We start from the raw sequence: 26,708 nt of genomic DNA, 5'->3' as shown, positions 1-26,708 counted from the left end.
TTGACCTTTGGATTTCATCGTACAAGTCTGGATCAGCCCACCGCACATGTCCAAGAAAATATCTCTATAAACCAGACCCTTCGTTGCCTCTCACGGGAGGCTTTCCGTTCCTAGATAGCGGATATGGCCGGATACCATCTCTGGTGCAACGTCATGTCGGCTTTGTCGGAAGGTCTCTTCCGGGACGTCGATTGGCGCAAGCTGTCCTTTGTTCATTCGGCTGGAAATTGGCAGATGGACGCCCAGGGTGGCGGACGTTGAGGTCTGACAGGATTCCTGCGCTAGTCGCCACAGCGGTCCTTCATCCACTCCGGCCTGCGGCCTGCCCGGCGCCCAATAAGCCTAACTGGCGTTCGTAAAGCCGGGGTTGAGCCTATCGAAACCGTCCCCATGCAGCACTATCGAGCGGTAATCGACGCCGAGCAAATCGAGATCAATCAGGCGGTGAACGGGACCGCCATGCAGAAGGCGCAGGATCTCCGAAAGCGCCAAGGCTGCGGCGACGGCTCCCACAAACGGTGCGCCCACGGCCTTGCCAGCGAGTAGCGTCATGCCGCAGCGATCTAGGACGCCATCATTGATCAGGTTGGCATAGGCGGGCCTGTCCTCGACCTTTTCTCCGGCCGCCGAAGCCTTCCACATCTCGGCGGTCGGACGAGCCCCGGGAAGAGTGTGCAGGCGCATGGTTCGAAAATCACGATGGCCTCGGCCAAGGCCCGCTTCCACGATCATGTCGAAGCCGACCTGATCGAGCGCTCGGCGCCCTGCCGCGTTGTCGAGGCCGCACAGGGCGACCGCCGGCTCGTCCGGGCGGCGCCTGAAATCGGCGTCGAACAGCCGTTCCTGGATCGAGGTCTGAAACCCACGGCGCTCCGCCCAGGCCGCCATCGCGCGGGTCTTCTTCACCCCGACCAGGGTTGCGTCGGTCAGAATGGAGGTGCTCTCGGTCGAAGCCGTGATCGCGTCGACATCCTGCAGCACCAGCATGACGTCGGTAGGCGCCGCGAAGGGTAAGAGGCCGAGCGCCCAGAGATAGGCCTGGCCCAGGTGCCCCAGGCCGATCAGCCAGAGCTGCGACGGCAGATACGTCAGCGCGGGTTCGGACGGATCGGCCGCCAGCCAGTCGACATCGCGAGATGGCCGCCACAAGGACAGCCCAACCGCGCTGCGTCCAGCCGCCTTGGCGCCGTTGACGTGCAGGAAAGCTTCGTTGATCGCCAGCGCCGCCGCCAGCATCCCGGCCAAAGGGTTGGCGGGTCCAGCCTCGGGCGCGAGGTCGGCATGGGCCGGAACGATACCGCCGCGCCAGCCTGCCGCCGCGGTGCGGATGGCGAAGCCGTCTCGATGCGCCAGCCTCGGCCCGATGACCACCATCGGCGCTCCCGAACCGCCGCCAATCTCGCCTCCCAGCGCCTTGACCGCGTCGCCGAGCGTCGGCCCCAGTGGCAGAAGGGTGCTGACCGGAGTTTCGAGAGCCCCGACGACGGTGACGCCGCCTAGAAACACGCGCCGCCCAAGTGCTACGGCTGTCAGCAGCGTCGCCTGTTCGACCGGATCGGCTGGATCGTCGGGCATGAAGGTGATGGCGAGGCGAAAGCCCTGGAACAAGGCTTCGGCCTCGGCGACGGTCGCGGCGGCGCCGCTGTCGATCGCCTGCTTGACCAGGCGGTGCAGTGAGTCTGCGGAGATGACGGCAGTCATGGCGTTTCCTTAGAAACCGATGTGGAAGAAGGTGGCGCGGTCGTCGCGGCCCACGGCCGCCCAGCGCTTGCCGCCCAGATAGCGGTAGATGCCGATCGAGGCGCGGGGCTGCGGCGGGGCGGCGAAGTTCGGAAGGATCAGCGCTAGGTGGCCGGCGCGCGAGATCATCGGGTGATCGCGATCGGATTCGCTCTGACAGGCGCCGGCCGGATGGACGTGGATGTCGGCGACCACGCTCAGCGCGCGTTCCTTGCACATCGCCCAGAGCGCGCCGAAGTGACGTCCGTCGAAACGCACGATCCCGGTGTCGAGGCAGTGCGGATCGAGATCGTCATAGAGGACGAAGTCGACGATCCGGCGCCGGCCGTCTTCCTGCCGCCCAAGCAGAAAGGCGCCGCTCTCGCGGCTGGCGCCGCGGCCACGCTGGCGGAGCGCGCGACGCAGGCGCCACCAGGTCCACCAGGAACAGGACAGTTCATGCTGCGGCGCGAAGCGGCGGCGAATAATCGCGGCAATTGAGAAGTTCATGGACCAGCTCCAGATATTGGACGACACCGTCGGCAGGACGCCAAATTTTCGATGGCATCTCGTGACGCCAGTTCTCGTGACCGGCGAAAGACTCGCGGTCGCACGGCAGATACAGCGCGCTGCCTTTTTTCCAGTCGGTGCGGAAAACCGCCGAGACACGGCCACCCTGACCCCGCGGCCAGAGGTCGAACGGCAGGATCTGGTCGGCCGCCATGTCCCAGGGACCGCCGGTCGGCAGCGCCTGCGGAAAGCCGGCGCAGTTCAGGCGCAGCACGAACTCGCGGCCGTCCTTGGCGGTGACGCCGATGAAAGCGTGGGGCCAGTGGGTGTCGACCAGCCGCCAGCGGCCTTCGACTTGGCCGAGGCGGAACGTGGCGCGGGCCACGTCCGCCTCGAAGGCGCGCTGATCGGGCCCGATCACCACCGATCCTCGCTCGCGCCGTTGACGCGCTCGTCAGCGACCAGGTCGAAGGCGAGCCCGCAGGTCTTGCGGTTCACCAGCACGCCGATGTGTGTGCCGGGCGCCGGCCGCTCGTGGGTGCCGGCGATCTGGAGGACGTGCTCGCCGGCCTCCTCGTCGGTCATCCCGAACTTGCGCTCGGCCGCCCACCGCTTGACGCGCGCGACGGTCGCGCTGGGTGCGAACTTCCGGTCGATCGTCTCACCGTTGTAGGTGACCGCCACCGTGATGTGGCGGCAGCGGTGGAGGTGCAGCTTCAGACCCTTGCCGCCGGCGCGGTCCTTCACCGTCTGGGCGTCGTCGAGCGGGTCGTCCTCGTCCTCGGCGAACAGCAGCGCGTCGGCCGCGCTGCCGTGCTTGTCGATGAGGCGGGCCTTGAGGTCGGCGAATGTGGTGTCGGGTTCGATTTCAAGATATTCGATCTCGGCAACGCCTTCGCCCTGGTAGAACAGGTCGATGCTCTTCATGGGTTCACACTCCAGGATCGAAGTGTGAGGCCCGATTGCCCCTCTTTCGTCCCTTACCTCCCTGATCGGAAGGCGAGCGTAAAACCGGAAAGCCGGATCGCCGTTTATCAGGTCAGATCGAGATCGCCCCCCGGCGTCGCTGCGCAGATGAAGAAATGCGGGCAGCGCGGACAGGTGACAGCGTCAATCTCGACCGGAAAATCGCCGGCGGCGATGCCCGCCAGCATGGTTTCGCTCTTGGCCCGGCGGTTGCCGAGCTTTGTTGCCGAGAGCATGACGGGCTCGGCCAAGCCATCGGTCAGATGCAGTGCCTGCACCAGCACGCCCGCGCCGAACTGGGCTTGGGCAGCCAGGTGGTAAAGCGTGTACTCCAGCCGGTCATACTCGTCGCTGCGCTTGTAGCCTGTGCGCACCCGCCGGACGACGACCGTGCCGTTGGTGAGCTCGGTCAGCTCATTCGGCTCGACCAGGACCCGCCCGTTGGAAAAGTCGATGGCAAGCGGCTGAGCCTCGCGGAATCGGCAACCCGCGCCCGCCTCAATCAGCGCCGCCACGAGACGCCCCGCCAGCCGTCGATAGTCGGCGGCGAAGGCGTGTTCGGCGGGCCCGCGCCGCGCCCAGATCGCCTCGAACGCGGCCTCCGCCTCGGCAAGCGTCGGTGTCGACGTCCGGCGGGCGTCGGCGAGCCAGCGGAGCAGGTCGTAAAGGCAGTCGTGCGTGCGCGAGAAGGCAGTCGGCTTTCTTGCGCCGCCCAAGCCAAGCACGTGAGTGTAGAAGAAACGGCGCGGGCATTTCTCGTAGGCGCCGAGCCGACTGTCGGTCAGCGCCCAATCCTCGGGCCAGGCGATAGCGATTGGTCCCAGCGAGGTGGCACCTTCCGGGGCCGGCATCATCGCCGGTCGGGCGATCTCGCTCACACGGCCACCCGGCAACCAATCGAGATAGGGCGACGGCGAGCGATTGTTGCCATTGGGCTGTTTGCGCGCAAGCGAGAGCGTTAGGTGAGTGCGCGCCCGCGACAGCGCCACGAAGAAGAGACATTCCTCTTCGTGCTCGTGCGCGCGTTTGGCCTCGTCCGAGACGGACAGCGCTCGCGCGCCCTCGATCATCCCGGTTGGCGGCGGGCAGCGCTGGCCACGATTCGAAGCCGGGAAGCTCGATTTGGTGAGACCGGGCACATGCACGGCCTCGAACTCGAGGCCCTTGCTGCCATGCACTGTCATGAGACGGACCGCGTCCAGATGCAGCGCCGCCGCCGGCACTTGGCGCAGGTCGCGCTCCTCGGCTAGCAGCACCAACTGCCGCACCCGATCGAGCGTTCGCTGAATCGGCGCGCCTGCCCCCACCGGGCTCTGCTCGCGCGCGAAGTTCAGGAACTGCCAGATGGCGACCGCGCGCATTCGCGCCGTCACCGAGCCTGCCGCCCCGTAACGGCGCGCAAGGTCGGTCCGGTCCAGCAGATAGGTCGACAAGAAGTCCCAAGCCGAACTGCGCGGCGACAGCCCGGCTAGATCTGCCGCGAGCCGCGCCACCCCTTCCCGGCCGCCCGGTGAGAGTCCGGGCGCGCTCGCGGCCTCGGTGAGCCCAGTCAACGCCAGCTGCTTTTCCTGGCGCAGGTGGCGCGAGACCGCTCGCACGTCCTGCAGGCTGAGCCCGTATCGAGGCATTGCGCCAACGCGCACCAGGGCGTCGCCGAACGGATCGACCGTCAGGCTGAGCAGCGCCAGCAGGTCGCGGACCTCTTCGCGTTCGAAGAGGCTACCCAGATGCAGAACCGGAATGTCGCGCGCCTCCAGCGCCGCGGCGATCTCGTTCAAGCGTTTGTTGGACCGGCAGAGCACCGCCTGGTCGCGCAACCGAACGCCGCAGGTTTCGAGCTCACGGATTCGCGCGGCGACGCCGGCGGCTTCGTCCGATAGGGTTTCGAAGCGGCGAATCTCGGGCTTACCCGGCCCCGCGCCCCGATCCGCATCGAGCGCGAGCGGAAGCATGCCGTGCGACGCGCCCATATGCGGAGCGACAGCCGCGAAAGCATGAACCACTTGTTCGGTCGAGCGGTAATTGACGCCGAGCTGATCGACGACGGCGCCCGGATAGTCCGTAGAGAACCGCGCCATGTTGGCCGAGGACGCACCGCGAAATCGGTAGATCGACTGCCGCGAGTCCCCGACCACCCAGAGCCGCTCGCCGTCGCCGACGACCGCTTTGAGCAGGCGCGCGCTGGCCCGGTTCACATCCTGATACTCGTCGACCAGGACATGCCGATGGCGCAGCTGCACCGCCGTCCGGATCGCTGCATCCATTTCCAGGAGCTTCGCCGGCAACATGATCAGGTCGCCGAAATCAACCCCGCCATGGCTGGTCTTGGCGTCCTCGTAGAGATCGTAGATGTCCGCGATCTCCAGGCATTTGGCGGCCGCGACCTGCCTGTCTTTGTCGGCGCCAGCCGCATCCCGCATCGCCAAGGCCAGCGCGCGGTAGCGGGCCGGATCTGCCATCTCGTCCTTGGCGCGCGAGATCGCCGCAACCACGTCACGGAGCACCATCGCCGGATCCCACAGATTCCGATAATGGATGAGCGGAAGGGTCGGCAGGATCTCCTCAAGCAGCTCTATAGCATCGCTGCGGTCGAACAGGGCTGGGTTCGACGACAGGCCGAGCCGATCATGGTGACGACGCACTAGATCGAGCCCGAAGGCATGAAATGTCCCGACCCAGAGTTTGGGCGCGGCCTCCGGCAGCGCACTCGACAGGCGCTCCGAAAGCTCGCCGGCGGCCCTGTTCGAGAAGGTGAGGATGAGCATCGCTGCCGGATCGATTCCCTCCGAAGCCAGCGAGGTCACGCGCTTGACGAGGGTGCGCGTCTTGCCGGTGCCAGGCCCCGCTTGGAGCTGGTACGGCGAGCCGCGATACGCGGCCGCCCGGTCTTGCGACGGGTCCGGCCGCGGCACATAGGCGGGTGAAGACTCCGCCGCCACGAGCTCGGCCTCGGGCAAAAGCAAGGCATCGAAAAGCTGTTGGCGGACGAGCGCGATTGGGAGCCCGGTCAGGGCAGTGATCGCCGCGGCGCCAAGCCCTTGGTCGACATGAAGGCGTCGTACGAGAGCCCGCGGAAGCACAAACTCGCGTCCGAAGACGTTCGCCTGAAGCTCGCGGCGCTCGCGCGCGCTATAATCCTCGACGCGCTGCAGCCCGACGGGCGCGGCTTCGGTAGAGCGCGAAGCGTCAATGTCCGCCGCCGCGCAGGTCGCCGAGCCGGCATGAAGCCGGGCGTGCCCGATCTCGTGCGCAACCAGCAACGCCCGCGCAGGCCCATTGCCGCCAGATTCGCAGCAGATGCTGCCGCTCTGATCATCGTAGAGTGCGCGCGCGCCCTTCAGCGCCGGATCGCCAGCAGGCAGCCAGACAAGCTCGAGGTCGAGATCCGCCGTAGCCGCTTCGACCAGCGCCAAGGGATTGAGCGGTTCCGCACCCTTAGCCACCAGCGCCTGATGGAGGGCTGCGGCGGCGTACCGGATCGGCTCGAACGCATCCATCGACTAGAGCGCCAACAACGCGCATTGTTGAGCCTCGCTCAAGCCAGAACTCCGCACGGCCTCCTCGAAGGTCTGGCGGCCGCCGTTGTTGGGCTTGCCGTCCGCCTTATAGAATTGTGGGCCCGTCGCACCGCCCTGAGCAGCCGAAAAGTGAGCGACGACCACATCTAGAGGCGCGTGCAGATCATCGGCGACCCGCTTTCTAAATCCAGGCGTCAGCGTGTCGGGCTCGATTTGCCGATCTCTCAGTTTGGCCACAAAGACGCTGCTAGCGTCTAGCCGCCTCGCGAACCCGCGAAAGTCCTCGCGCGAGAGCGATGCGAACGGATTTATTGCGTCCGCCGAGACCGATCGATCGGTCGCAGCCGGCAGGCGCGTTGGCTCCGAGACCGCATGCAGCCGGTTCTGGAATCGGCTCATGGCGCGCGAAACGGCCGGGCTCAAGACATTCGGATCAAGCGCAGCCTCGGCCGCCTCGACGACCGCATCACCGTGCAGCGCGTCGATGGCGATCGCGATCGCGAAGTTGGTCAGTTCGCCGCCAAACTGCGGGAAACGACGTACGACATCGTCGAGCAAGGCCGCGTCGGGGATGTCCTTTGCAATCGACAAGGCATAAAGCGCCTCCCTTAGCTCGGGCGGCCTGGCGGTGAGTGTCGGGGTCATAAATCCTCCTTGAAACGGACCAGCTTCGTCGCCGCCCGTGTCAGTCGGTTGCGAATTGTGCGTCCGGTGCAGTCGCAGCGTGTCGCCGCGGTCTCCTCGCCCGGATCGTCTGACTCTTCCTGATAGCCCAGCACGTGGACGAGGATTACCGCGTTACGTTCGTCGGGCGGCAGTTCTAGAATCGCATCGTGAAGCTCGGACCGGAAAACGTCGCCGTCCTGCATCGCCGGCGAGCGGAACGCCTCGGACACTCGGGCGAATACCTCGTCATGGGGTTCAGGCTCACCGTCCTCGTCGGGCTCGGGCATCTGCGCCACGTGCTTGAGCCGCCCCGTCTCGCGTCGGACAACGTCGATCCGGAAGAAGCGGAAGGCGCGATTGAATTTGCACTCATAGAAGTCCAGCTCGTCGGGATTCTTACCTGTGCCGTCGCTGGCGAACAGTTCGCTGAACTCGCCCAGTATGTCCTCCCGAACGGTGGCGGCTTCCGGAAGTTGGCCGTCAGGTACCTTAACGATCAAATTTGCCTCACAGCGGGCGAGCAGAACCGGCAGGGCTAGGCTGATCAGTCCTTGATCGCCGGTCCGGCGCCCATGCCGGACCAAGTGGACGAGCGTCTCGGAGCGGAGATGGTCGGCGTCTCGTGGGTCGGTGATGGCAAGCCGGGCGCGAAGCGGCTGGGGAGTCAGCGTGAGAGCCGCGTCGATTTGCGCTTCAACGGCATCCGGGCGAACGAGGGGGCCGTCGTCGCCGATTTTCTGTAATTTTCGAGCCATTATGCCCCCTTGCCTTATGCAACAGCGGTTCTGCGAGCGTCCCAAAAGCACGCTCGTCTCCGCTGATCGCGGCAGGGCCGGAAATCCGGAAAGCCGATTTTGCTTCTTTCGACGATTTCTACGCCTTGGCGCATAGCGTCCTTCAAATGCCTCCGAGGTACCTTTCGCAACTTAAGCCGCCCCAAATATGATAGGTTGTACTGCCTCATGCAGTTCGTGCCCGCACCGGCCGATAATTCTGGCAACAATATCGGCGGGTAAGGCGGCGGAACGACCTCACGCCGCACGATCTAGGTCGATGATGTTGGCAAGGCCTTGTTGCACCAGCGGTTCGGCGAGGGCCCGGACGCTGCGATGATGTGTGAACAGCAGGACCTGGTTGGTCTTGCCAAATTCGGCAAGCAGGTCGAGCGTGGACCGGCTGCGCTCATCATCGAAATGCACCAAAATGTCGTCCGCGATGAAGGGCAGCGGCTCCGTCGCACTGGCATAATTTTCTAGACTCGCCAGCCGGAAGGCAAGGAAAAGCTGGTCGCGTGTGCCGTCGCTCATGGCAGCGACGGCAGCAATACCGCCATTGGCGCGCCGTCCGACCAGGACCGGATGGCCTTTGTCATCGATATCTGTCTCAATGCCGGCAAATTCACCGAGTGTCGTCGCCTTGAACAGTTCGCCTGCCCGCGCAATCAGCGGATCTTGCTGTTCTGCGCGGATCGTTGCCATGGCCGATGTCACCAATTCGCGAGCAACGGATAGCTCGAGATAGCGTTCGAGGGCGAGATGCATCTGCGCTGCCGCCGCCTCGCGTTCGGCAATGGCGTGATTGACCTCGCTCTGGCTCAGATAGACAGAAAGGTCGTCCTTCGCGGCCTTCTCGGTGAGAATGGCTGCCTCGATTTCGCCCTCGATCTCGGTACCACGCGATGTCTGTTCGGTCAGTTCTGCGCGAACCTCATCGAGGTCGCGTTCATCCCATTCAGCCCGCAAAGCAGTGAGATCAAGCTTGTCGCCCACGTCCGTCGCGGTGCGTTCTACCAAGGCAATCTCATCGCACAAAGCCATGCGTGCTTCACACCGTGATGCTGTGTCCAGAAGGATACCATCATCGCTGCCATCGAGTTTTAGCGAAGCCGCGAGCTTAGCCAGCACCTCCCGAGCGGTGCCGAGAGCCTCTTGTGCCTGATCAGCCTCGACTTTCGCCTCCTCAAAGTCTGGGAGTATCCCGTCATATTGGGTTTGCGCGGTGGCGTTGTCGGTTAACCGGGCCAGCAGCATCTGCGCTGCAACCACACAGTCTTCGCCGATCTCGATGGCGAGTTCGGTCGCGAGACTACTGACATCCTTTGTAAGGTTCTTCTCGTCTTCGTCCATGCGCTTTAGCCGCTGGCGGGTCTGTCCTATTGCCGATAGGACACCGCGTGCGCCGACCCATTCAGTCACCGCACTGTTGGCATCTGTCGGCGAAATGTCGGGTTTGAGGCCCAGCCCACCTGTCGCAGTAGGCCATGCCGCGTCCCAGGCAGCCTGTGCGTCCGACAATTGTTGCACTTCCGCCTCAACCAGCTTGTATTGCCGTTCGAAGTCCTCCCGGTCTCGCATGTCCCTGACATATCCGGCATGGGCCTGTTCGTGCAGGGAGATGGCGGTTTGCACCGCGCTGACTCGAGCTGAGAACGACAGTGTAGAATCTAGCTTGCGGCTCTGTTCGATCCGTTCGAGCAACTCGACGGTCGGCGCAAGTTGGGCCACATCAATTTCGAGCGCATTCGACGAGGTGCGTAGCCGTTCCGATTCGTCCAGCACCAGCTGCCGAGCCTGGGCAAATTGAAGCAGTGAGGCCAGTTCCGGATGTTTGGCCTGTACTTGCGGGAAACTGTTTCCCCATTGCCCGGTGCGCACTTCTAACTGCGCGACAAGTGCGGTCATCTCGGCCTCTGCCACCGTGACATCAGTCCTTGCGTCGGCCACGCGCCGCGATGCGAGTGCAAGTGATGCAGCCCGTCCTGCCTCTGCGGCGCGGCGATCGGCAAGTTGGTCCGCAGACACGATTGCCGATTCCAAGTCGTCGGCGACGGCAAGGCGAGCGGTGGCGTCATCGGGCAGATGTCCCGCGACATATGCCGATTTTATCGGCCGCCAAGCATCGCCCCGCAAGGTGCGCGCTTCGGCAAGTGACGCGTCACTTGCAATGGTCCCGGACGCCTGAAGCGAGCCAATCTCAGCCTCTCCGGTTGAAATCTCGCGCTCGGCCTGCCGCTTAAGCTTGGCCTGATCCTCGATCTGTGACGTTAACGTCTCGCGCGCGGCCTGCTCGCTGCGAATATCGTCAACGCTGGGGCATGACAGGGTGGCAAGAACATCGATGGTATCGAAGCCCAGAGCCTTGAGCTGTCCGGTCAATGTTGCGTTGTCAGTATCCAGCGCCTGCCGACGTGCTTGGTGTGCTGACTTCTGGGCCGCAAGGCTAGCAAAGGCCGATGACGACGCCTCTGGCGGAGCATTATGCCCTGCCTGGCGTGCCGTTTCCAAACGATCATCAATCACCGTAAGCGAAGCCACCAGTTCGCCAAGGCGCTTTCTGGCAGAGGCTAGACCTGGACGGCGCTCCACCATCTCGTCGGCAGCCGAGCGCACAAGATTAAGGGCAGACTGGTCCGGGATCAGTGGTGCAAGGTCTGCATCGTCCGGCAGGCCAAGCACCCTGCGCAGCGCCGCTAGCTGAGCCTCGCCGTCATCAATCTCGCGCTGACGATTGGCCCGATCGGACCGGGCCTTGCTGACGTGAATGGCGCGTTCAGCCAGATCACGCACCCGCTGTTCGGCGGCTTTGAGATCCGGGTTCACCACCAGCGCATCAAGCCGTGCCTTCAGGCGGTCCCGCCGCTCGATCGCGCCCTCGAGCCGCATTTCAGCCTTGTTGCGCTGGTCCAAGGCAGTCCGCATCTTGGCCGCGAAATCATCCGGGAAGGACGCGACATCGTCGTAGCAGACCAGATCCTGCGTCAGGCCGGCCAGCTGACGCAAGTGGGGTACGACGCGCAGGACGCGCTCCAGCCGGGACGTCGACGCGCCGAGGCTGCGCCTCTCAATGCGCAGGGCCTCGAGCTTTTCCGCGGCTGCGAGCGATGCCTTGCGCGTCTGTTCAAAGGTTTCCCGGGTCAGTTGCGCGCCGCGTGCCGTCTTTTCGGCTGCCTCGAATGTCGTCAACTGCTGGTAGAAAACACGATTTACCGATCGCCTCGTATCAAAGAGCTTGTCCGCTTCGCCGTCGATACTTTCGAGGCGAGATACAAGCGTGCGTAAGCCGCCGCCTGCTTCGACGATCAGACGCCCGATGTCGCCATCGGCGTGAAGCAATCGCTCCCCGCCGTTGCGCAAGGTTTCATGGTTCAGGCCGAAGAGTGTCTCGAACCGCTCCCGCGTGATGGCGCCCAGAACCGGCGCAAGGACGGTGTCATCGAGCGCCGTACCGGACAGGTCAGCCAGTGTCTTGCCGTTGCCCTTGCGGCGCTTGAGCGTCACCGTGCTGCCATCAGCCATCAGCATCGAAGCCCAAATGCGCATGCCATCATATCCGAACAAGCTGCCGCGCTTAGTATTCTTGGGGATCGAGAACAGAAAGTCGCTGATCGCCTCAAGACATGTGCTCTTGCCCGCCTCATTGGCACCGTACACCACGGTGAGGCCCGCCGTTTCAGGAATGGTGAGCTCACGACTGGCGCAGCCGCCATATTTCTCAAGGCTGAGTTCAGTCAGGCGCATGACCAGCCTCGCTGACTAGACTGCGCGCAAGGGTTGCGGCGCGTTCGGGTATCTCGGCGCGCATCTGCTCAATGAATGCATCGGCATGGGCTCCAGCGGGCAGTTTCGTCCGAATCTCAGCAAGTCGCGCTTCGAGAACTTGCGCAATCGCGCTGTCCTGGCAGAGGCGGGTCACTTCCTGATCAAGCTTTCCAGCCACCGTTGGATCGACTGCGTTGGGCGCTTCAGGATGGGTCGTTTCCAACCTCAGTTTTTCAAGCCACACGTCATCCGTGAGCGTTGCCAATAGTGTTTCCACGTCCTCCCGGAAAGCGGTGCGCTCGAGGATCAATCTGGAATGAAGCGGTGTCGTTCCCGTCACCGTCAGGCGCAAGGCAAGGGGCCGTCCATCGGCTTGCTCAGCGCCTCGGGTGATCTGGCCGCGAATATGATCGAGTAATTCCGGATGTTCGCTCGTTCCCGACACATCAACAGTTATCGACGCCCAGCGCACCACATCCAGCGCGCGATGCTCGAGGCTGGTGACTCCGCCGTCATTGACCTTGACCACGACGGCCCCCTTGGGGCCCGTCTCACGAGGGTGTCGGCCTTGAAGATTACCGGGATAGACGATGTGCGGGTGCTCCCCGAGCACGGCGTAGGCGTGGACGTGGCCCAGCGCCCAATAGTCATAGCCATGATTGGTGAGCTGCTCGGGCGTGCAGGGCGCATACCGGGCGTGATGACCTTCGCTGCCCGCACAGGCCGTATGGAGAACGCCGATATTGAACAGTGCCTCGGTTGCTGCCGGATATTCGCGCGCCAGATCTTCGGAGACGTCCGGGCGGGGGAAGCTCCGCCCATGGATCGCGACTCCGACATCATCGAGACGATGCGTGATTGCCTTGTTCTTGGGAAAGACATGTACATTGCCCGATAGGGACAGCTTGTCGGCAAAACGATTGGCGGAGTCATGGTTTCCAAGGACCATGAACACTGCGATGCCGGCTTCGTCAAGCCGACGCATCCCTTCCATAAAATAAAGACCCGTCTGGAAGTTACGCAGATCGCCATCGAAAATGTCACCGGACAACAGCATGAACCGGCAGCCCTCCTCTATTGCAAGGGAAACCAGGTTATCGAAGGCTTCGCGCGACGCCGCCTCGACGCGCACGGCATAATCCGCAGATTTACCCGCCAATCCAATTAAGGGACTATCGAGGTGAAGATCCGCGGCATGTACAAAGGTAAATTCGGTCAATCGAAGGCCTCCCGTCTCCAGTATGGCACAAACCACGCTAAAATATCTCGTGATAATAATTCCATATCATTTGAGGAAAGTGGTCTGAGCTCCACAATCTCGTCAAGATGTAGTTGGTGGGCGGCCTTGGGATGAGTCGGTTGGTGCCGATGGCTGGCGGGCCCTGGCAAGATCTGCCATGCGACCGGTTGCTTGGGAACGAGCGGAACGTCCCACGCTCCAGCATTCCACCATCCCAATGCCAGAATGACACTATGACCGGTTTGGAGACCCCGATCATGGGAGCTAAATGTCAGGAATGGCGGCGGAGGCGGCCATCACGTAAATGCAATCTGAAAGTCCGTTTTCCTGTTTTTGCGCTCCAAAGCGGACCGAGCACAATGTCCCAGATCTTCCCTTTCCAGTTTGTCGCATCTCATATGAATGGAGAACGGCTTTCGACAAGCTCGTCGTGGCCTGGGAACGTCCGCTCTGCCGGTTTCAGCCGTCGACTCGCTTCGTGCGTCGCGGCGACTCCGCCTCAATTCAGGCCGCAGCACTTCTTGTACTTTTTCCCTGATCCGCAAGGGCATGGATCGTTGCGCCCGACTTTTCCTTGCCGAGGGGGCGACGGTCGGCTTGGATCATTCTCCAATCGCCATGCGTGAAGTGTTTCAACCCAAATCGGAATGAGGTCAGGTGCCTCGCGAGTCCACTGTTCAACTTTGCCGTGGGACAATTGCGCCTCGCCATTTGCGATCGCATGAAGCTTCGCCATACCCTTGAGCGCCGCCTTGCACCCGGCGTCGCCGCTGACGGCGATGCGCTCCCATCCGTCAGGGGCCAAGTCCATCGCTTGCACGAAACCCTCGATCCACAACTCCCAGAGAATGTCGTCATTGCGGGTGTCGATATCGAACAACGGTTCATAGCAACCCGGTTGGGCCAGCGAAGCCAGAACGTCGTTGTAGTGCCGCATGATCAGATCGACGATGTGCTGGAAATCCTCCATCTTCTCGAAATGTGGCAAGCCGGCGCCGTCATCTCCGGCCCAGATGTGCTTCAGCCAGACGCCGGGCGGAACCAGATCCGGGCTGACCAATATGCCGGCGAGGTAGCCGTCGAGTTGGGTAAGCAACATCCAGTCCTCGCCCTGATCGAGGAGCAATTGATCGAGTTCATCGAGGTAGGAGACATGTTCACTCATGTGGCTGGCTCCCTATCCCAATCCGCGGCTGAGCGTCCAGATTCCCGTTCTGGATTCGGGAAAACAACCGGCAGTCCCAGCCGATCATCAAGTGAAGATGTGTCGCTTCCCGGCGCGCGGCTGTTCTCGACAGTGGACCGGTCGTATCGTAGATTTACCTGACCTGCCAATTCCTCGACTGAATACCAATGTCGATGGTGCAGCAATTGATGGAACAGCCTAAACACCGCAACAGCCTTGGCTATGTGATCATGCAGCGCGGCATCGGCGTGGGGTCCGAGGACGCCATGATCGTCTGGGGCATCAAGCCGGACGGTACCCGCCTGTTCATTGACGAGGCGCGAAGAGGGGGCGCGGAACACCTGAAATGCGAATGCGGGGCAGACCTGATCGCCCGCAAAGGCGATGTGCGTGCCCATCATTTTGCCCATGCATCAGGGGCTGCGCAGCGCTGCAAGGAAGCGCACCTTAATGCCCTGAGTAAATTTGCGGCTGATGCGCTGAAACGATTGAGTAAGGTCAGAATTCCCCGAATTCCCGGCAAGCCTGAGATTACCGGGTTGGCAGACGCAATACCGGAGGTGTTCGGCGACTTTGGCGGCGTCAGGATAGTTCGAGGCTCAGGCGATGTTCGACGTGAGCTTTGCATCCTGTTTACGATAAAGCGCACCAAATCTCCGCCCCGCAAAGAAAGGTTCGAACAGGCGGGCATCTCCGCGATGGCTGTCGACCTCTCTCCGTTTCGCAATTCGCCCGACGGACGGATCGCAGATGCCATCGCGTTCGCGGCAGACAGATCGTGGTTGTACAATTCCCGGAACCCGGCGGTTGAGACCGCTTTACCCACCGATCCAGGCCGTCGGTCAGAGCTTTCGCGTCGAACCGGGGGGCATGAAGGCGACCGTCCCTACACCCTTCATTTGCCGGACGTTGAAAAACTGGCCGCTGCCGCAGGGGATCAAGCCGCTTCCAGTATCGATCAGACTAGACCGGGCAATAGCGACAATCAGGTGGATTGGAGTAGCCTGTCTCCCGCCGAACTGAAGAAAAGGCTCTTTGGCGACAGGTTTGGAGACTGACTTTACCGTGAGTCCTATCCCCCGCTGCGTTTGCCATCTCAAGGAGATTTGTCGTTATTTGCCGAGAAGGTTGAGCAAATTAGCTCGGTTAAGCGGGTCGCTGCGGCGTTCCAGTTCTTCGACAGTGGCGAGCGCCATGGTGCGATAGGTGGGGAGCAATCCGGGGCAATCGCTTTCCAGTGCCGCGAGGTGGCCGCGGATGGTCTCCGTATCTCCACGCAGTACCGGTCCCGACTGTGCGTCAAATCCATTGGCGATGCTGTTTTCCAGGGCTGCGCGTGCCAGTGGTGCAAGCAGACCTGCAGGATCATCTACACCTGCGACGCGCAAAGCATGGGACGCACCGGAGAACAATGTAACCAGATGGTTCGCGGCGTGGCACAGCGCGGCATGATAAAGCGCGCGATAAGATTCCGGGACCTCGACGGAAATTCCTCTCAGGGCTTCCACGATGGATTGCGCAAGCAGGGCGCCTTCCTGGTCTGATCCGGTGACGGCAAAGCGCGAGCCGGCCATGCGTTCCAACTCAAGCTTCGGGTCGCCCGTGAATGTCATGGCAGGATGGATTGCCGCCGTCTGCGCGCCCATTTGGCGCAGAGGTTCAAGCACCGCTGTCCCGCTTCCGCCGCTGACGTGGAAGACGAGCGGGGATTGGCTCAGCGCCCCAGCCTCGCTGATCGCGCGAACGATCTCCGGGATAGCATCATCGGCTACAGCAATGGCAATGACGTCGCAGGCATCCACGATGTCGGAGAGTGAACTGACAGCCTGGGCGTGGGCAAGATGTCCAACCGCCTCGCGGCACTTCACAGGTGCGCGTCCCCATATCATGAGAGGCGCCGAAGAATGGTTTTGCAGACTGAGCGCAAGTGCTCGTGCGACCCTGCCGGTTCCGACAATCCCGATCTGACTGAAAGGTAGTGTGTTCACGGCTTCCTGTTATCGGGCTACGTTCCGCCGTTCCATAGGGTACCGCAGTGTCGAACGCGGAATTCTGGCACGGATGGCGGCCAGGGACGCCGCAATTTGACATTCAACCTGACGCGCGGCAGCACGGGTTCACCGCACCTTGCACCAAATTTCCCGATGGACAGTTATGGACGACTTTGACGCGCGCCGCGCTTCGCTTGATCTGGTTACGGCGTTTGTGAACAACAACAAGCTCAGCGCTGCCGAGCTGCCGACATTGCTCGGTGATGTATTCAAGGCGATTTCCGGCTTTGAAGTTCAGGCCGGAGAAACCGTCGAGCTGACAGGCAAGCAGGCCGAGATTGTTGTTGAACCCGAGGCCGCACCTGCGCCTGAAACAAAGCCCGCGGCAACACCGGCGGCACCGGCAAAGGCCACAAAAACGAAACCCTCGGCGCCCAAACCCGCGCCAAAGGCTTCAGCTGCCAATACACCTGCGGTGTCGATCGAGGAATCGCTGGCAGATCCGAATGTCATCGTCTCGCTGATCACGGGCGAGAAATACAAGATGCTGAGACGGCACCTGACCAAACATGGTCTGACCGAGGCCGAATACAAAGTTCGCTTCAATCTGCCCGACGATTATCCGATGGTCGCACCGGCCTACGCCTCGCTGCGCCGCGATGTGGCGACCAGGATACATGCCAATGCCAAGGATGCCGGTTCGCAGAGCAAGCCTTCCGACGCACCGGCACCTGCAGTTACAGAAGAAGTTTCCAAGCCGGTCAAAGCGAAGGCTGTTCCCAGGAAGGGCGCCTCGAAGAAGAAGGTGGCTTCGCCTAAGAAGGCTGCCGGCGCTGAAACCGCTGCTGCCCCGAAAGCGCCTGCCAAGCGAACTCGCGTTAAGGGCGCCGCGGCCAGTGCCGCACCGGTAAATGCCGCCGATTCCGTCCCGACACTCCCGGAAACTCCGAACGCCAGCCCGGCACCGGCACCTGAGGTAAAGACCACACCGCAGACAGAGACGGCAAAGGCAGTCGAAACGCCGAAGAAGGCCGCAGCCAAAAAGCCGGCCCCCAAACGGCGCATGGCAAGACAACCGGCAGCGGAGCCCACTTCGGCCGATGCCACAGCAACCCCAGCTCCGGTCGAAGCATTCGAGGCCACCGAAGCCAGTCCAGCCGTCGCACCTGCTGCGGCCAAGCCGACAAAGGGCAGATCCAGAAAATCCAGTGGTGGGGCTGCGATGTCCGAGGACGGTGCCAAGGCCAAGCCCGCCCGCAAGGAGCGCAAGACGCTGTCACCGGCCTATCGCTGAAATGCCGGCAAGCCACAGATCGGCGCGGCAAGTCCGAATAATCCCCGAAGCCCTGCAGGTCGGTCACGATCGGCCTGCAGGGCGCTTGTATTTCACGGGCGCTCGAGTTGGGTGTAAAAAAGACGGCGGCTGCAAGGTCGGCCAACCTGGTGCAGAAACTCACCGATAGTCGAACCTGGCAGTGAAGCGCTGGAGGAGGTGAGGGGGAAGGGCATGTTTCTGTCGGGGAGCAGCCATGCCCACATCCTCCATCATTCACCCCTATCGAGATCTGGAAAGCGAGGCGGTCAATCTCGTCAAACGGCTTGGCGGGATCTGGACGCCGGGCGGCGGGATGTGCCGGTGCCCGGCGCACAATGATCTTACGCCGAGCCTGTCTGTTCGTGTCGGCAAGAAGGCCCTGTTGTTCAAATGCTTTGCCGGCTGCGAGACCATCGATGTCATGCGGGCAATCCGGGGCCTCGACATGAGCATCCCTGCCGGTGGCGAGAGGCTCGTCGGATCACCCAGCTCGCCCCTCAGCCCGGCCTGGCTTCGACGCCGTGCACAGGACTTGTGGGACGAGGCCATACCGATCGCGGGAACACCGGCTCAGGCCTACCTCCGTTGTCGCGCGATCCCGCTGACCCCGTCCGTCCTGCGATATCACCCCCGCACGCCGCTTGGGCGAGGAAAGCTGGCGGCATTCCGCCCCGCCATGCTCGCCGCAATCCACGAAGATGACCGCCTCGTCGCGCTCCAGCGGACGTTCCTCGACACGCAGGAACCGCGCCGCGCCCGTGACCTTACCCATCCGCGTCGCTCTCTTGCGCAACCGGGCCGAGGCGCTGTCATCCTCGCATCGGCGACTGCAGTGCTGGGCCTTGCCGAAGGGGTGGAATCGGCCCTTTCGGCCATGATCCTTCTGGGTCTCCCTGTCTGGGCAACGCTTGGCAGCGAACGGTTCCCCCACGTTGCCGTGCCGGAAACCGTCACCCGCCTGATCCTGCTGCCTGACAATGACCGGCCAGGGCGCATCGGTGCCGCCAAGGCCAGCGAGGCCCATGTCGTGCCAGGCCGCACCATCGAGACGATCTGGCCGCCCGCAGGCTTCAACGACTGGAATGACGCGCTACGCGCATGGAGGAAGGGAGTGGTGAAAGGGACGCGGCAAGCGGCCTGAATGGTCGGGCCTCGTCCGCCAGGAGAATATCCATGTCCCAGCCCATCATCTTCGTCCCGGCTGCCAAGCTGACCAAGTCGCCGAGCAATGTGCGCAAGACAAGCGACCCTGTGGCCGACGCCCAGCTCGAAGCCAGCATTGTCGCGCGCGGCGTGATCCAGAACCTCATTGGCCTGCCGGTCGCGCGCAAGAAGGGGCACTACCGGATCACTGCGGGCGGCCGCCGCCTCGATGCCGTTCACCGCGCGATCGAGAAAGGTGACTTGCCCGCTGATACCGAGCTTCCGGTCTTGGTCGTGGCCGACGCCAATGATGCCATCGAGATCAGCCTCTCGGAGAACTTCTTCAAACTCTCGATGTCGCCTGCCGATGCCTGCCGTGCTTTCCAGGATATCATCGAGACCGAGAAGAAGACACCCGCGGATATCGCCAAGCGCTTCGGCCTCACCGAACGCTTCGTGCTCGGCCGCCTGCGGCTGGCGAATCTCGCCGAACCGGTCTTCGAGGCCCTGCGCGAAGGCGAAATCACGCTCGATGTTGCCATGGCCTACGCCAGCACGTCGGATACCGCACGCCAGGCCTCGGTGTTCGAACAACTGGGGCAGGGCTACTACCGTAGCAACCTCAGCGAAATCCGCCGCCAGCTTGCCTCGGGCGGCTATCGTGGCAGCGACCCCAAGGCGCTACTGGTGGGCCGAGAAGCCTACGTTGCCTCTGGCGGCCGTATCGATGCCGATCTCTTTTCCGACGAGGAAAGCGAGATGTGGATTGACGGCGACATCCTCGACCACCTCGCCGAGGAGAAGCTCACCGCGGCCGCTGAAGCCATCCGGACACGGGAAGGCTACGCCCAGATCCGCGCGGTTCCGGCTTCGCACATACCTTACACCGAGACCTATTCCCTGCGACATGTCGAGGGCGAACTACCGCCGCTCACCGAGGAGCAGGAAGCGCGCTGCGAGGCGATCCAGTCCGAGATTGAGGCCATCGAAGAGACGGCTGACGACGAGGACGGCGAGGGTTACACCGCCGATGATGAAGCCCGCGTCCAGGCGCTTGAGGCGGAATACGAAGCGATCCAGAATCGGGTTCCCATCCTCACTGACGAGCAGAAGGCATCCTCGCTCGCCTACGTGGTGATCGGCCGCGATGGCCAGCCGAGGGTTCACGAGCAGCTCTACGTCGCGCCGGTCGAAGCACTAGTAGACGACGAGGGCATCGAAGCCCATGGCAGCGATGACGAGGATGGTGAGGACGATCAGGCTGAGGTCGCATCCAGGCCCGCGCACAGCCAGCGTCTCATCGACGAACTGGCCATGATGAAGACCGAGATGCTGGCGGTTCATGTCGCGAGCGATCCGCGTTTCGCCCTGGACCTCGGAACCTTCATCATGGCGGATGCGGCAACCCGGCTCTATGGGAGCATGGAACTCGGCAGCGACCTGCGCGCCCGCGTACCAAGCCCCCGCGTCGCCAACTTCGAGAGCGGCACGCAGGCGGGCGAGGAATGGGCACGGATCGAGGGTTCCCTCGATCGCAGTTGGTGCGATCATGACGATGTCCGGATGCGCTACGATGCCTTTTGCGCGCTTCCCGAGGAAGCCATCGCGGCCTGGCTGGGGTGGACGGTAGCGCGCACGATCGACGCCGTACCAGCAGGTGCAACGGGCAGTGCCTTCATCGACCATCTGGGCGCGAAGCTTGCCATCGATGTTGCCGCATGGTGGCGGCCGACGGCCCGCAACTACTTCGATCGCATCACCAAGCCCGCGATCCTCGATCTCTTCGACGAAGTCGGCGGCGGTGAACTTCGCCAGCGCTACGGCGCCTCGAAGAAGCACGACCTCGCAGCGTCAGCGGAGAAGCTGTTTGCTGGTGACATCCTGGTCGAGCCCGACATCAAGGATCGGGCTCTGGCCTGGCTGCCCGACGCCATGCGGTTCGCCCCGCTCAACGTTGCGGACGGCGCCGATCTGGCGTCGGATGAGAATGACAGCGACGTGGCGAACACCGAGCTGGAATTGGAAAACGGTCCCGACATGGGAACCGAGCCAAACCCGGCCGGCGAGGACGACAGCGATCCGATCGCCGCAGCCGCCTGATCACTACTGAACCCTCCTGACGGGGCCGCGGCAATCATGCCGTGGCCCCGTTTCCCTGCGTCCCGCTCACACGGCCCAAGGGGGAAGGGGGGATGGGCAAGGCGGCGGAGTACCGCCCGATTAATTCAAGGATCGCCTCCATGCACCTCCCGCTTCTCAATCTAGCCGGGGCCAATGGCGCTGCCGGTACCACCAAAGCCGACAAGCTGCTCGGCGTTGCCAAGGCCGTGACCGACAGGCTGTCACGGTCTCATCCCATTTCCCGCCGAAACCTTACGCAGTTGATGGCCGAGACGTTTGGCGCATCGGACGCCGATGGCGCCTGGTCGATGCGCGATGCCTACGATGCTCTCGAGACCGGGCAGGTCCTGTTCCTGCAATGCAACGACTGGGAGCCGCTGCATGGTGACGATCCCCGTGCCGTGTTCGCTGCGCTTCTCGCAATGCAGAAGAACCTTCCGACACAGACCTATCGCTCCGAAGTCCAGGTTGATCTGCAGCAGTTCAGCACGCCGCTAGCCTTGGCCTGGCTTGCCGCCCAAGCCGCGCGAATTGTGCAGTCGGACCGCGTGCTCGAACCTTCGGCGGGGACCGGCATGCTTGCGGTCCATGCGGCACGGGCCGGTGCTCGACTGCTCCTCAACGAACGCGATCCCGGCCGTGCTGCCCTGCTGGGCAGGGCTCTGGATCGCGAGGTCATCACGCATGATGCCGAATTCATCCACGACAAACTGCCTCTTGGCGTTTCACCCGACGTCGTTCTGATCAATCCGCCTTTCAGCCGCAGCGAGGGGCGCGGCGCCGATCGTCACGCCGGCGCGCGCCATCTGCGCTCGGCACTTCTGCGGCTCGGCCATGGCGGGCGCTGCGTGGCGATCATGCCGACGGGTTTTGCCTGCGATGGCAGCGCTTCGACGGGCTACACCGCAGTGGCCGAGGCCGCGCCGCCGCGCGCGGAACTGACGATCCTGGGAAGCCCCTTCGCCAAACACGGCACCAGCATCGCGGTGCGCCTGCTGGTCTACGACAAGGGCTGGGCAGGGCCGGTGGAGCGCCACAGCGTCCATTCTCTGGAAGAGGCCTTGCCCGTCATTCTGGCGCTGCCGCCCCGGCTTGATCCCCCGCCGACACCGCCACCTGCGGCGGAACTGCCGCAACCGCCAGTGCGTGTCGCGGCGCGGCCTGCCGCCTCGCCCTTGTTCTCGGGGCTCGCATCGCCGTGCCGCACCATACCCAGACGGGACCCACGCGTCGATGATGCGGCGAAACCGCTCGAATACACCGTGCGCGCCACACCACTGCCAGCGGACGATCCCGTTGGCATCTACGTGCCCCGGCGGCTTTCCCGCATCGCAATCCCGGGCGCTGCCGCGCACCCCGATCAGCTCGTGGAATCTATCGCCATGGCCTCGGTGCTTCCGCCGGTGCCCAGCTACCATCCCATGCTGCAAGCCCGTGCCGTCGCCGCGCTCTCCGATGCCCAACTCGAAGCGGTGATTCAGGCAGGAGAGGCTTTCGAACGCGATTTGCCGGGCCGCTTTGTCAGGAATGATGCCGGCGACCGCCTGATCGAGGACGAAAGCGGCGCGGCCTATCGCAGCGGCTTCTTCATCGGAGATGGCACCGGTGTCGGCAAGGGCCGTGAAGCCGCCGGGTGCATTATGGACCAATGGTGCCGGGGGCGGCGCAAGGCGGTCATCTTCAGCAAGAGTTCGGCACTCGAACTGGAGGCCAGGCGTGACTGGTGCGCGCTTGGCGGCCTGCCTGCCGATGTCCAGAACCTCTCCGTTTTTCCCTTGGGCTCGCCGATTACCTTGCCGGCGGGAATCCTCTTTGCCACCTATTCCACGCTGCGGTCTGAACGCCACGATACCGCCTCGCGCCTCCAGCAGATCCTGGACTGGCTGGGAGAAGCTTTTGACGGTATCATCGTCCTCGACGAGGCCCATGCTTTGGCCAATGCCGCCGGAACGGATAGCCAGTATGGTAGCGCCAAGGGCTCCGGGCAGGGCCTAGCCGGAGTGCGGTTGCAAAACGCGCTGCCGCGCGCTCGTATTCTCTATCTCTCGGCGACAGGCGCCACCGATCCAGCCAATCTCTGCTATGCGGCCCGGCTCGGTCTGTGGGGACCTGGAAGCGCCTTTGCCGATCGCAATGCGTTCATGACGGCGATGGAAGAAGGCGGCATGGCCGCCCTCGAAATCGTGGCGCGCGATTTGAAGGCGATGGGACTCTACACTGCGAGGGCACTGAGTTTCGCCGGCGTCGAATACGAGGCGCTCGAGCACCGGCTGACGGCGGACCAGATCGCCATCTACGATACCTTCGCCGATGCGTTCCAGGTCGTGCATCTCCATCTGCAGGAGGCCCTCAAGGCCTGTGCGGTGGTCGACCGGATGAGCGGCGAGATCCTCAATGCGCAGGCGCGCGGCTCGGCGCTCAGTACCTTCGAGGCCTCGAAACAGAGGCTATTTTCCTCGCTTCTTGTCGCGCTCAAGATGCCAACGCTCATCAAGGTCATCGAAGCCGAACTCGCCAGCGGGCATGCCGCTGTCGTCCAACTCGTGACAACCGGGCAAGCCGTTCTGGAGCGGCGCCTGGCCGGTCTCACCGATGCCGAACGCTCTGCCATGGATTTCAACCTGTCGCCGCTCGACACGCTCGTCGAATACATCCGCCATGGTTTTCCAACGCGCCAGATGCGCACCTTCCGGACCGATAATGGCGATCTGCGTTCCGAACCCATGATCGACGAAGAGGGAAATCCCGTCCATTGCCAGGAAGCGATCACAGCACGCGACGAACTCATCGAACAGATGTGCGCCATGCCGCCGGTTCAAACCGCACTCGATGCACTGATCGCTCATTTCGGGACCAATATGGTTGCCGAAGTCACTGGCCGCTCGCGCCGCATCGTCGTGGACGGTACGGGACGTCAGAAGCTCGAGCGGCGTTCCGCGAGAGCCGGAATTACCGATGCGGATCACTTCCAGGCTGGTCGCAAGCGCATACTGGTGTTTTCCGATGCCGGCGGAACCGGGCGCAGCTATCATGCCGAACGGGCGAGCGGCAGTGCCCCACGCCGCCGCATTCACTTCCTGCTCGAACCAGGTTGGCGCGCTGCGGCGGCAATCCAGGGGCTCGGGCGCACCCACCGCACCAATCAGGCGAGCGCGCCGGTGTTCCGACCCGTCACCACCGACTGCAAGGGCGAGCGGCGCTTTATCAGCACTATTGCCCGCCGGCTCGACAGCCTCGGCGCGCTGACGCGCGGACAACGCCAGACCGGCGGGCAAAATGTCTTCGACCCGGCTGATAATTTGGAAAGTGATTACGCCCGGGAAGCGCTGACGCAGTGGTATCACCTTCTTCATGCCGGCAAGCTTGCCAGTATTGGGCTGGCCGAGTTCACGGGACTGACTGGCCTCAGGCTGATCAACGAAGACGATGGCACCCTGCTTGAACGCCTGCCGCCGATCCAGCGCTGGCTCAATCGCATTCTCGCGCTGAGGATCGCCACCCAGAATGCGATCTTCGAGGAATATCTCGGACTCATCCAGACGCGCGTGGATGCAGCGCGCGAGGCGGGCACGCTGGATCTGGGCGTCGAGACCATTCTGGCCGAAAGAATTGTGACTTTGGACGACCGCTTGCTGCGCCGCGATCCGGTTCACGGTGCGGAAACGCGCTTGCAGCGTATCGAGCTCCACCTCAAACGCCGTGCGACGAGCCATGCCCGCCTGCTCGATCTGTGGGGCGGAACGACAGATGTTGTTCGCCTGCGCAATCAGCGCTCCGGCCGGGTGGCGCTGCGCGTACCGTCATGGCCGGTCACCGACGAAGACGGCCGGATCATTCCCATGTGCAGGCTCGTGCGGCCCGCGATGAGTGAGCGCACCGCTATAGGCGGGCTTGCGCACAGTCACTGGACGCCGATCGGCGAGGACGACTTCCGTGCCAACTGGGACATGGAGGTGGCTGACGTTCATGCCAGTATCGATACCGAGACGGTGAGCATCGTGACCGGGCTCCTGCTGCCCGTCTGGCACAAGCTTCCTGCGGATGACGTGCGCGTTTGGCGATTATCCGACGGGCATGGACAGAGCCTGCTGGGTCGCATTGTGCCCGACCGGGCACTTGACGCACTGGGGGCGGCCTTCGATACCGACACCGGTGTTTGCCTAACCCCCGCCGCGATGATTGCCGCGGCAAGGGATGGCGGCAGCGTGGCATTGCTCGCACTGGGCGGCGCACAATTGGTGACCGCACTCGTCAACGGGCAGCGTCGCCTCGAGATCCGCAGCTTTCCGCCCGAGCGGCGCAACTGGCTCAAGTCTCTTGGCTGTTTCGTCGAAATCGTGGCGTTCGCAGCGCGCGTTTTCGTTCCCCTCGATCGGGCTGAAGAGGTTCTTTGCGCGATATCGCAAGGCTGACCCGGTTTCGGCATCCGCACCATTACGCCCTGGCTTGTGAAGGGAGTGGGGGAGGGGAGGTGTGCCCGGTTGGCCGGGCGCACATTTCTGTACCTCACATATGGAGAACCCAGATGGCTGACCGGGCAAGTGCGTCGATCCGCATTGGCGGCGTGATTCCTCAATTGTGTATTTCCGGCCTCTTCGAAGCGATCGACCGCGACGGCGGGCGTGCCGACTGGGAAGGCGAACCACTCGATCCTACATCGCTGCGTTCCGGCGAGACCCTCGCAGTCTTCGGCTATGCGCAGCCGGGCGGCATGTTCGAGTGGACCGAGCAGTTCTGCGAAGACAATGGGATCGCCTTTGTGCGCAATTCCGGGAGCTGCAGCGGTGTGTTCGGACCTGAGCGCGTGGTCTTTTCCGGCACAGGCACGCCCGCACAGTTCGACATGACCGAGAACGAGGAAATTGTCCTTGCCCGCTGCATGATCCGCGCGCTGGGATCCATGGAGGCGATCGAAACGTGGTTCGAAAGCGCGGAATTCCAGCCCCCGCCAATCACCTTCGCAGACAGCACTGCGGGTGCCGGCGAGAATGGGGAGATGGACAATGGCTGATACCTACATCCAGGGCAGTTTCACCTTCAGCTGCACCCATGCCGAACTGGCGCTGATCGAGGAGGTTTTCGAGGCGAGCTACGCTTTCATGGCCGAAGATACACCCGCCGATCCATCGCCGGAGTTTTTGGCCGCCTTTCCGCCGGTCAAACCGGAGGATCCGTGGAGCGGGTTTCTTGCGATCTTCGCTGATCCCGATTTTCCGGACTTCGGCGTGGAATTCGAAGCCGAAAACCCGCGAGACCGTCCGGAGCTATCTACCGTCTTCCTGTACTCGACGACCGACTTCCAGCCGGATGCGCTTGCGCAACTGATCCGGCACTGCTGCCAGGATACCTTGCGCCAGGCGCCCATCGGGTTCGAATGGGCCTGCAGTTGCTCTCGGCCGCGTGTTGGTGAATTCGGGGGCGGGGCCTGCGCGATCTTTGCCGATGGTATGGTATTCAAGACCACAGGCGCGATGCTGAGTGACATGTTGTCGCGAAAATCCCAAGCGGCCTCCGCCGCTGAAGGCGGCGATGGCTGGAGCGAGAATTCCGAATATCCCATCGCCGATTGGCAGGCCGAAGTGGCCAATGACGACACCCGGCTTGGGTACTGGGCCTGGGTAGCTGCGGGCCGCGCCTGACACTCATCCCTCCCCAATGAAAAGGATACGATGATGGCATCCACCACACCGGTGGAGGCGCCCCTGCGCCTTTACAGCGAGACGCCCTATGACGAGCGGGGTAATTTCCATTACCAGGGCGATCTTTATCGTCCCTCCGAGGACCTAATCTTACTG

General features: G+C 63.1%; 18 protein-coding genes. 7 read left to right on the top strand and 11 right to left on the bottom strand.

Annotated features, from left to right (window positions below; genetic code table 11):
• Nucleotides 1-342 precede the first annotated feature (342 nt).
• From NN5_RS18870 to NN5_RS18825, 10 genes are all read right to left on the bottom strand, one after another.
• On the bottom strand, nucleotides 343-1,701 hold the full coding sequence (locus NN5_RS18870; protein ID WP_067736932.1) for a BilD N-terminal domain-containing protein: 1,359 nt from the start codon (nucleotides 1,699-1,701) through the stop codon (nucleotides 343-345).
• 9 nt (nucleotides 1,702-1,710) lie between these two features.
• Nucleotides 1,711-2,229, bottom strand: coding sequence for a hypothetical protein (locus NN5_RS18865; protein WP_067736930.1), 519 nt, complete (start codon nucleotides 2,227-2,229; stop codon nucleotides 1,711-1,713).
• Nucleotides 2,177-2,650 carry a DUF7665 family protein gene (locus tag NN5_RS18860; protein ID WP_067736940.1) on the bottom strand — a complete coding sequence of 158 codons (474 nt, stop codon included), beginning with the start codon at nucleotides 2,648-2,650 and terminating at the stop codon, nucleotides 2,177-2,179. The genes NN5_RS18865 and NN5_RS18860 overlap by 53 nt, the downstream gene beginning before the upstream one ends.
• On the bottom strand, nucleotides 2,647-3,156 hold the full coding sequence (locus NN5_RS18855; protein WP_067736927.1) for a ubiquitin family protein: 510 nt from the start codon (nucleotides 3,154-3,156) through the stop codon (nucleotides 2,647-2,649). The genes NN5_RS18860 and NN5_RS18855 overlap by 4 nt, the downstream gene beginning before the upstream one ends.
• A 107-nt stretch (nucleotides 3,157-3,263) precedes the next feature.
• Nucleotides 3,264-6,692 carry an ATP-dependent helicase gene (locus NN5_RS18850; RefSeq protein ID WP_067736924.1) on the bottom strand — a complete coding sequence of 1,143 codons (3,429 nt, stop codon included), beginning with the start codon at nucleotides 6,690-6,692 and terminating at the stop codon, nucleotides 3,264-3,266.
• A 3-nt stretch (nucleotides 6,693-6,695) separates the two neighbouring features.
• The gene (locus tag NN5_RS18845) at nucleotides 6,696-7,358 is read right to left on the bottom strand and encodes a hypothetical protein (RefSeq protein WP_067736921.1); all 663 of its coding nucleotides are present in this window, start codon (nucleotides 7,356-7,358) and stop codon (nucleotides 6,696-6,698) included.
• Nucleotides 7,355-8,134: an RNA polymerase sigma factor gene (locus NN5_RS18840; RefSeq protein WP_067736918.1), complete on the bottom strand. Its 780-nt coding sequence runs from the start codon at nucleotides 8,132-8,134 to the stop codon at nucleotides 7,355-7,357. The genes NN5_RS18845 and NN5_RS18840 overlap by 4 nt, the downstream gene beginning before the upstream one ends.
• A gap of 276 nt (nucleotides 8,135-8,410) precedes the next feature.
• Entirely contained in the window at nucleotides 8,411-11,896 is a 3,486-nt protein-coding gene (locus NN5_RS18835; RefSeq protein WP_067736915.1) for a YhaN family protein, read from the bottom strand.
• Nucleotides 11,883-13,136 (bottom strand): metallophosphoesterase family protein, encoded by a 1,254-nt coding sequence (locus NN5_RS18830; protein ID WP_169801016.1) that lies wholly within the window; start codon nucleotides 13,134-13,136, stop codon nucleotides 11,883-11,885. Before NN5_RS18830 ends, NN5_RS18835 begins: the two co-directional genes overlap by 14 nt.
• Nucleotides 13,137-13,656: 520 nt before the next feature.
• Nucleotides 13,657-14,322, bottom strand: a complete 666-nt coding sequence (locus NN5_RS18825; RefSeq protein WP_067736912.1) for a UPF0149 family protein — start codon at nucleotides 14,320-14,322, stop codon at nucleotides 13,657-13,659.
• 188 nt (nucleotides 14,323-14,510) lie between these two features.
• Here NN5_RS18825 and NN5_RS18820 point away from each other — a divergent pair, with 188 nt between their 5' ends.
• Nucleotides 14,511-15,401, top strand: a complete 891-nt coding sequence (locus NN5_RS18820) for a competence protein CoiA family protein (RefSeq protein ID WP_067736910.1) — start codon at nucleotides 14,511-14,513, stop codon at nucleotides 15,399-15,401.
• A 54-nt stretch (nucleotides 15,402-15,455) separates the two neighbouring features.
• Here NN5_RS18820 and NN5_RS18815 read toward each other — a convergent pair whose 3' ends face one another.
• Nucleotides 15,456-16,331: a Rossmann-like and DUF2520 domain-containing protein gene (locus tag NN5_RS18815; protein ID WP_067736909.1), complete on the bottom strand. Its 876-nt coding sequence runs from the start codon at nucleotides 16,329-16,331 to the stop codon at nucleotides 15,456-15,458.
• Between the two features lie 166 nt (nucleotides 16,332-16,497).
• Between NN5_RS18815 and NN5_RS18810 the strand changes: the two genes are divergently transcribed.
• The 6 genes from NN5_RS18810 to NN5_RS18785 all read left to right on the top strand — a co-directional run bounded on the left by NN5_RS18810 (nucleotide 16,498) and on the right by NN5_RS18785 (nucleotide 26,552).
• Nucleotides 16,498-17,628, top strand: coding sequence for a MucR family transcriptional regulator (locus tag NN5_RS18810; RefSeq protein ID WP_067736906.1), 1,131 nt, complete (start codon nucleotides 16,498-16,500; stop codon nucleotides 17,626-17,628).
• Between the two features lie 235 nt (nucleotides 17,629-17,863).
• Nucleotides 17,864-18,790, top strand: a complete 927-nt coding sequence (locus NN5_RS18805; RefSeq protein WP_067736904.1) for a DUF7146 domain-containing protein — start codon at nucleotides 17,864-17,866, stop codon at nucleotides 18,788-18,790.
• Between the two features lie 32 nt (nucleotides 18,791-18,822).
• Entirely contained in the window at nucleotides 18,823-20,892 is a 2,070-nt protein-coding gene (locus NN5_RS18800) for a ParB/RepB/Spo0J family partition protein (RefSeq protein ID WP_067736901.1), read from the top strand.
• A 140-nt stretch (nucleotides 20,893-21,032) separates the two neighbouring features.
• The gene (locus NN5_RS18795) at nucleotides 21,033-25,325 is read left to right on the top strand and encodes a strawberry notch-like NTP hydrolase domain-containing protein (protein ID WP_067736935.1); all 4,293 of its coding nucleotides are present in this window, start codon (nucleotides 21,033-21,035) and stop codon (nucleotides 25,323-25,325) included.
• Between the two features lie 113 nt (nucleotides 25,326-25,438).
• Entirely contained in the window at nucleotides 25,439-25,924 is a 486-nt protein-coding gene (locus NN5_RS18790; RefSeq protein WP_067736898.1) for a hypothetical protein, read from the top strand.
• Nucleotides 25,917-26,552: a hypothetical protein gene (locus NN5_RS18785; protein WP_067736895.1), complete on the top strand. Its 636-nt coding sequence runs from the start codon at nucleotides 25,917-25,919 to the stop codon at nucleotides 26,550-26,552. The genes NN5_RS18790 and NN5_RS18785 overlap by 8 nt, the downstream gene beginning before the upstream one ends.
• Nucleotides 26,553-26,708 lie beyond the last annotated feature (156 nt).

Origin of the sequence: Novosphingobium naphthalenivorans NBRC 102051, assembly GCF_001590985.1 — a bacterium.
Lineage (GTDB): Bacteria > Pseudomonadota > Alphaproteobacteria > Sphingomonadales > Sphingomonadaceae > Novosphingobium > Novosphingobium naphthalenivorans.
Note: the sequence above shows the minus strand (reverse complement) of the source record. Positions and strands in the feature narration are given on the sequence as shown.

What these genes read in the sequence shown, in the direction of transcription:
- NN5_RS18865 (WP_067736930.1), bottom strand. Translation starts at nt 2,229, where the DNA reads ATGAACTTCTCAATTGCCGCGATTATTCGCCGCCGCTTCGCGCCGCAG.
- NN5_RS18785 (WP_067736895.1), top strand. Translation starts at nt 25,917, where the DNA reads ATGGCTGATACCTACATCCAGGGCAGTTTCACCTTCAGCTGCACCCAT.
- NN5_RS18840 (WP_067736918.1), bottom strand. Translation starts at nt 8,134, where the DNA reads ATGGCTCGAAAATTACAGAAAATCGGCGACGACGGCCCCCTCGTTCGC.
- NN5_RS18805 (WP_067736904.1), top strand. Translation starts at nt 17,864, where the DNA reads ATGCCCACATCCTCCATCATTCACCCCTATCGAGATCTGGAAAGCGAG.
- NN5_RS18795 (WP_067736935.1), top strand. Translation starts at nt 21,033, where the DNA reads ATGCACCTCCCGCTTCTCAATCTAGCCGGGGCCAATGGCGCTGCCGGT.
- NN5_RS18825 (WP_067736912.1), bottom strand. Translation starts at nt 14,322, where the DNA reads ATGAGTGAACATGTCTCCTACCTCGATGAACTCGATCAATTGCTCCTC.
- NN5_RS18810 (WP_067736906.1), top strand. Translation starts at nt 16,498, where the DNA reads ATGGACGACTTTGACGCGCGCCGCGCTTCGCTTGATCTGGTTACGGCG.
- NN5_RS18845 (WP_067736921.1), bottom strand. Translation starts at nt 7,358, where the DNA reads ATGACCCCGACACTCACCGCCAGGCCGCCCGAGCTAAGGGAGGCGCTT.
- NN5_RS18855 (WP_067736927.1), bottom strand. Translation starts at nt 3,156, where the DNA reads ATGAAGAGCATCGACCTGTTCTACCAGGGCGAAGGCGTTGCCGAGATC.
- NN5_RS18820 (WP_067736910.1), top strand. Translation starts at nt 14,511, where the DNA reads ATGTCGATGGTGCAGCAATTGATGGAACAGCCTAAACACCGCAACAGC.
- NN5_RS18870 (WP_067736932.1), bottom strand. Translation starts at nt 1,701, where the DNA reads ATGACTGCCGTCATCTCCGCAGACTCACTGCACCGCCTGGTCAAGCAG.
- NN5_RS18835 (WP_067736915.1), bottom strand. Translation starts at nt 11,896, where the DNA reads ATGCGCCTGACTGAACTCAGCCTTGAGAAATATGGCGGCTGCGCCAGT.
- NN5_RS18800 (WP_067736901.1), top strand. Translation starts at nt 18,823, where the DNA reads ATGTCCCAGCCCATCATCTTCGTCCCGGCTGCCAAGCTGACCAAGTCG.
- NN5_RS18790 (WP_067736898.1), top strand. Translation starts at nt 25,439, where the DNA reads ATGGCTGACCGGGCAAGTGCGTCGATCCGCATTGGCGGCGTGATTCCT.
- NN5_RS18850 (WP_067736924.1), bottom strand. Translation starts at nt 6,692, where the DNA reads ATGGATGCGTTCGAGCCGATCCGGTACGCCGCCGCAGCCCTCCATCAG.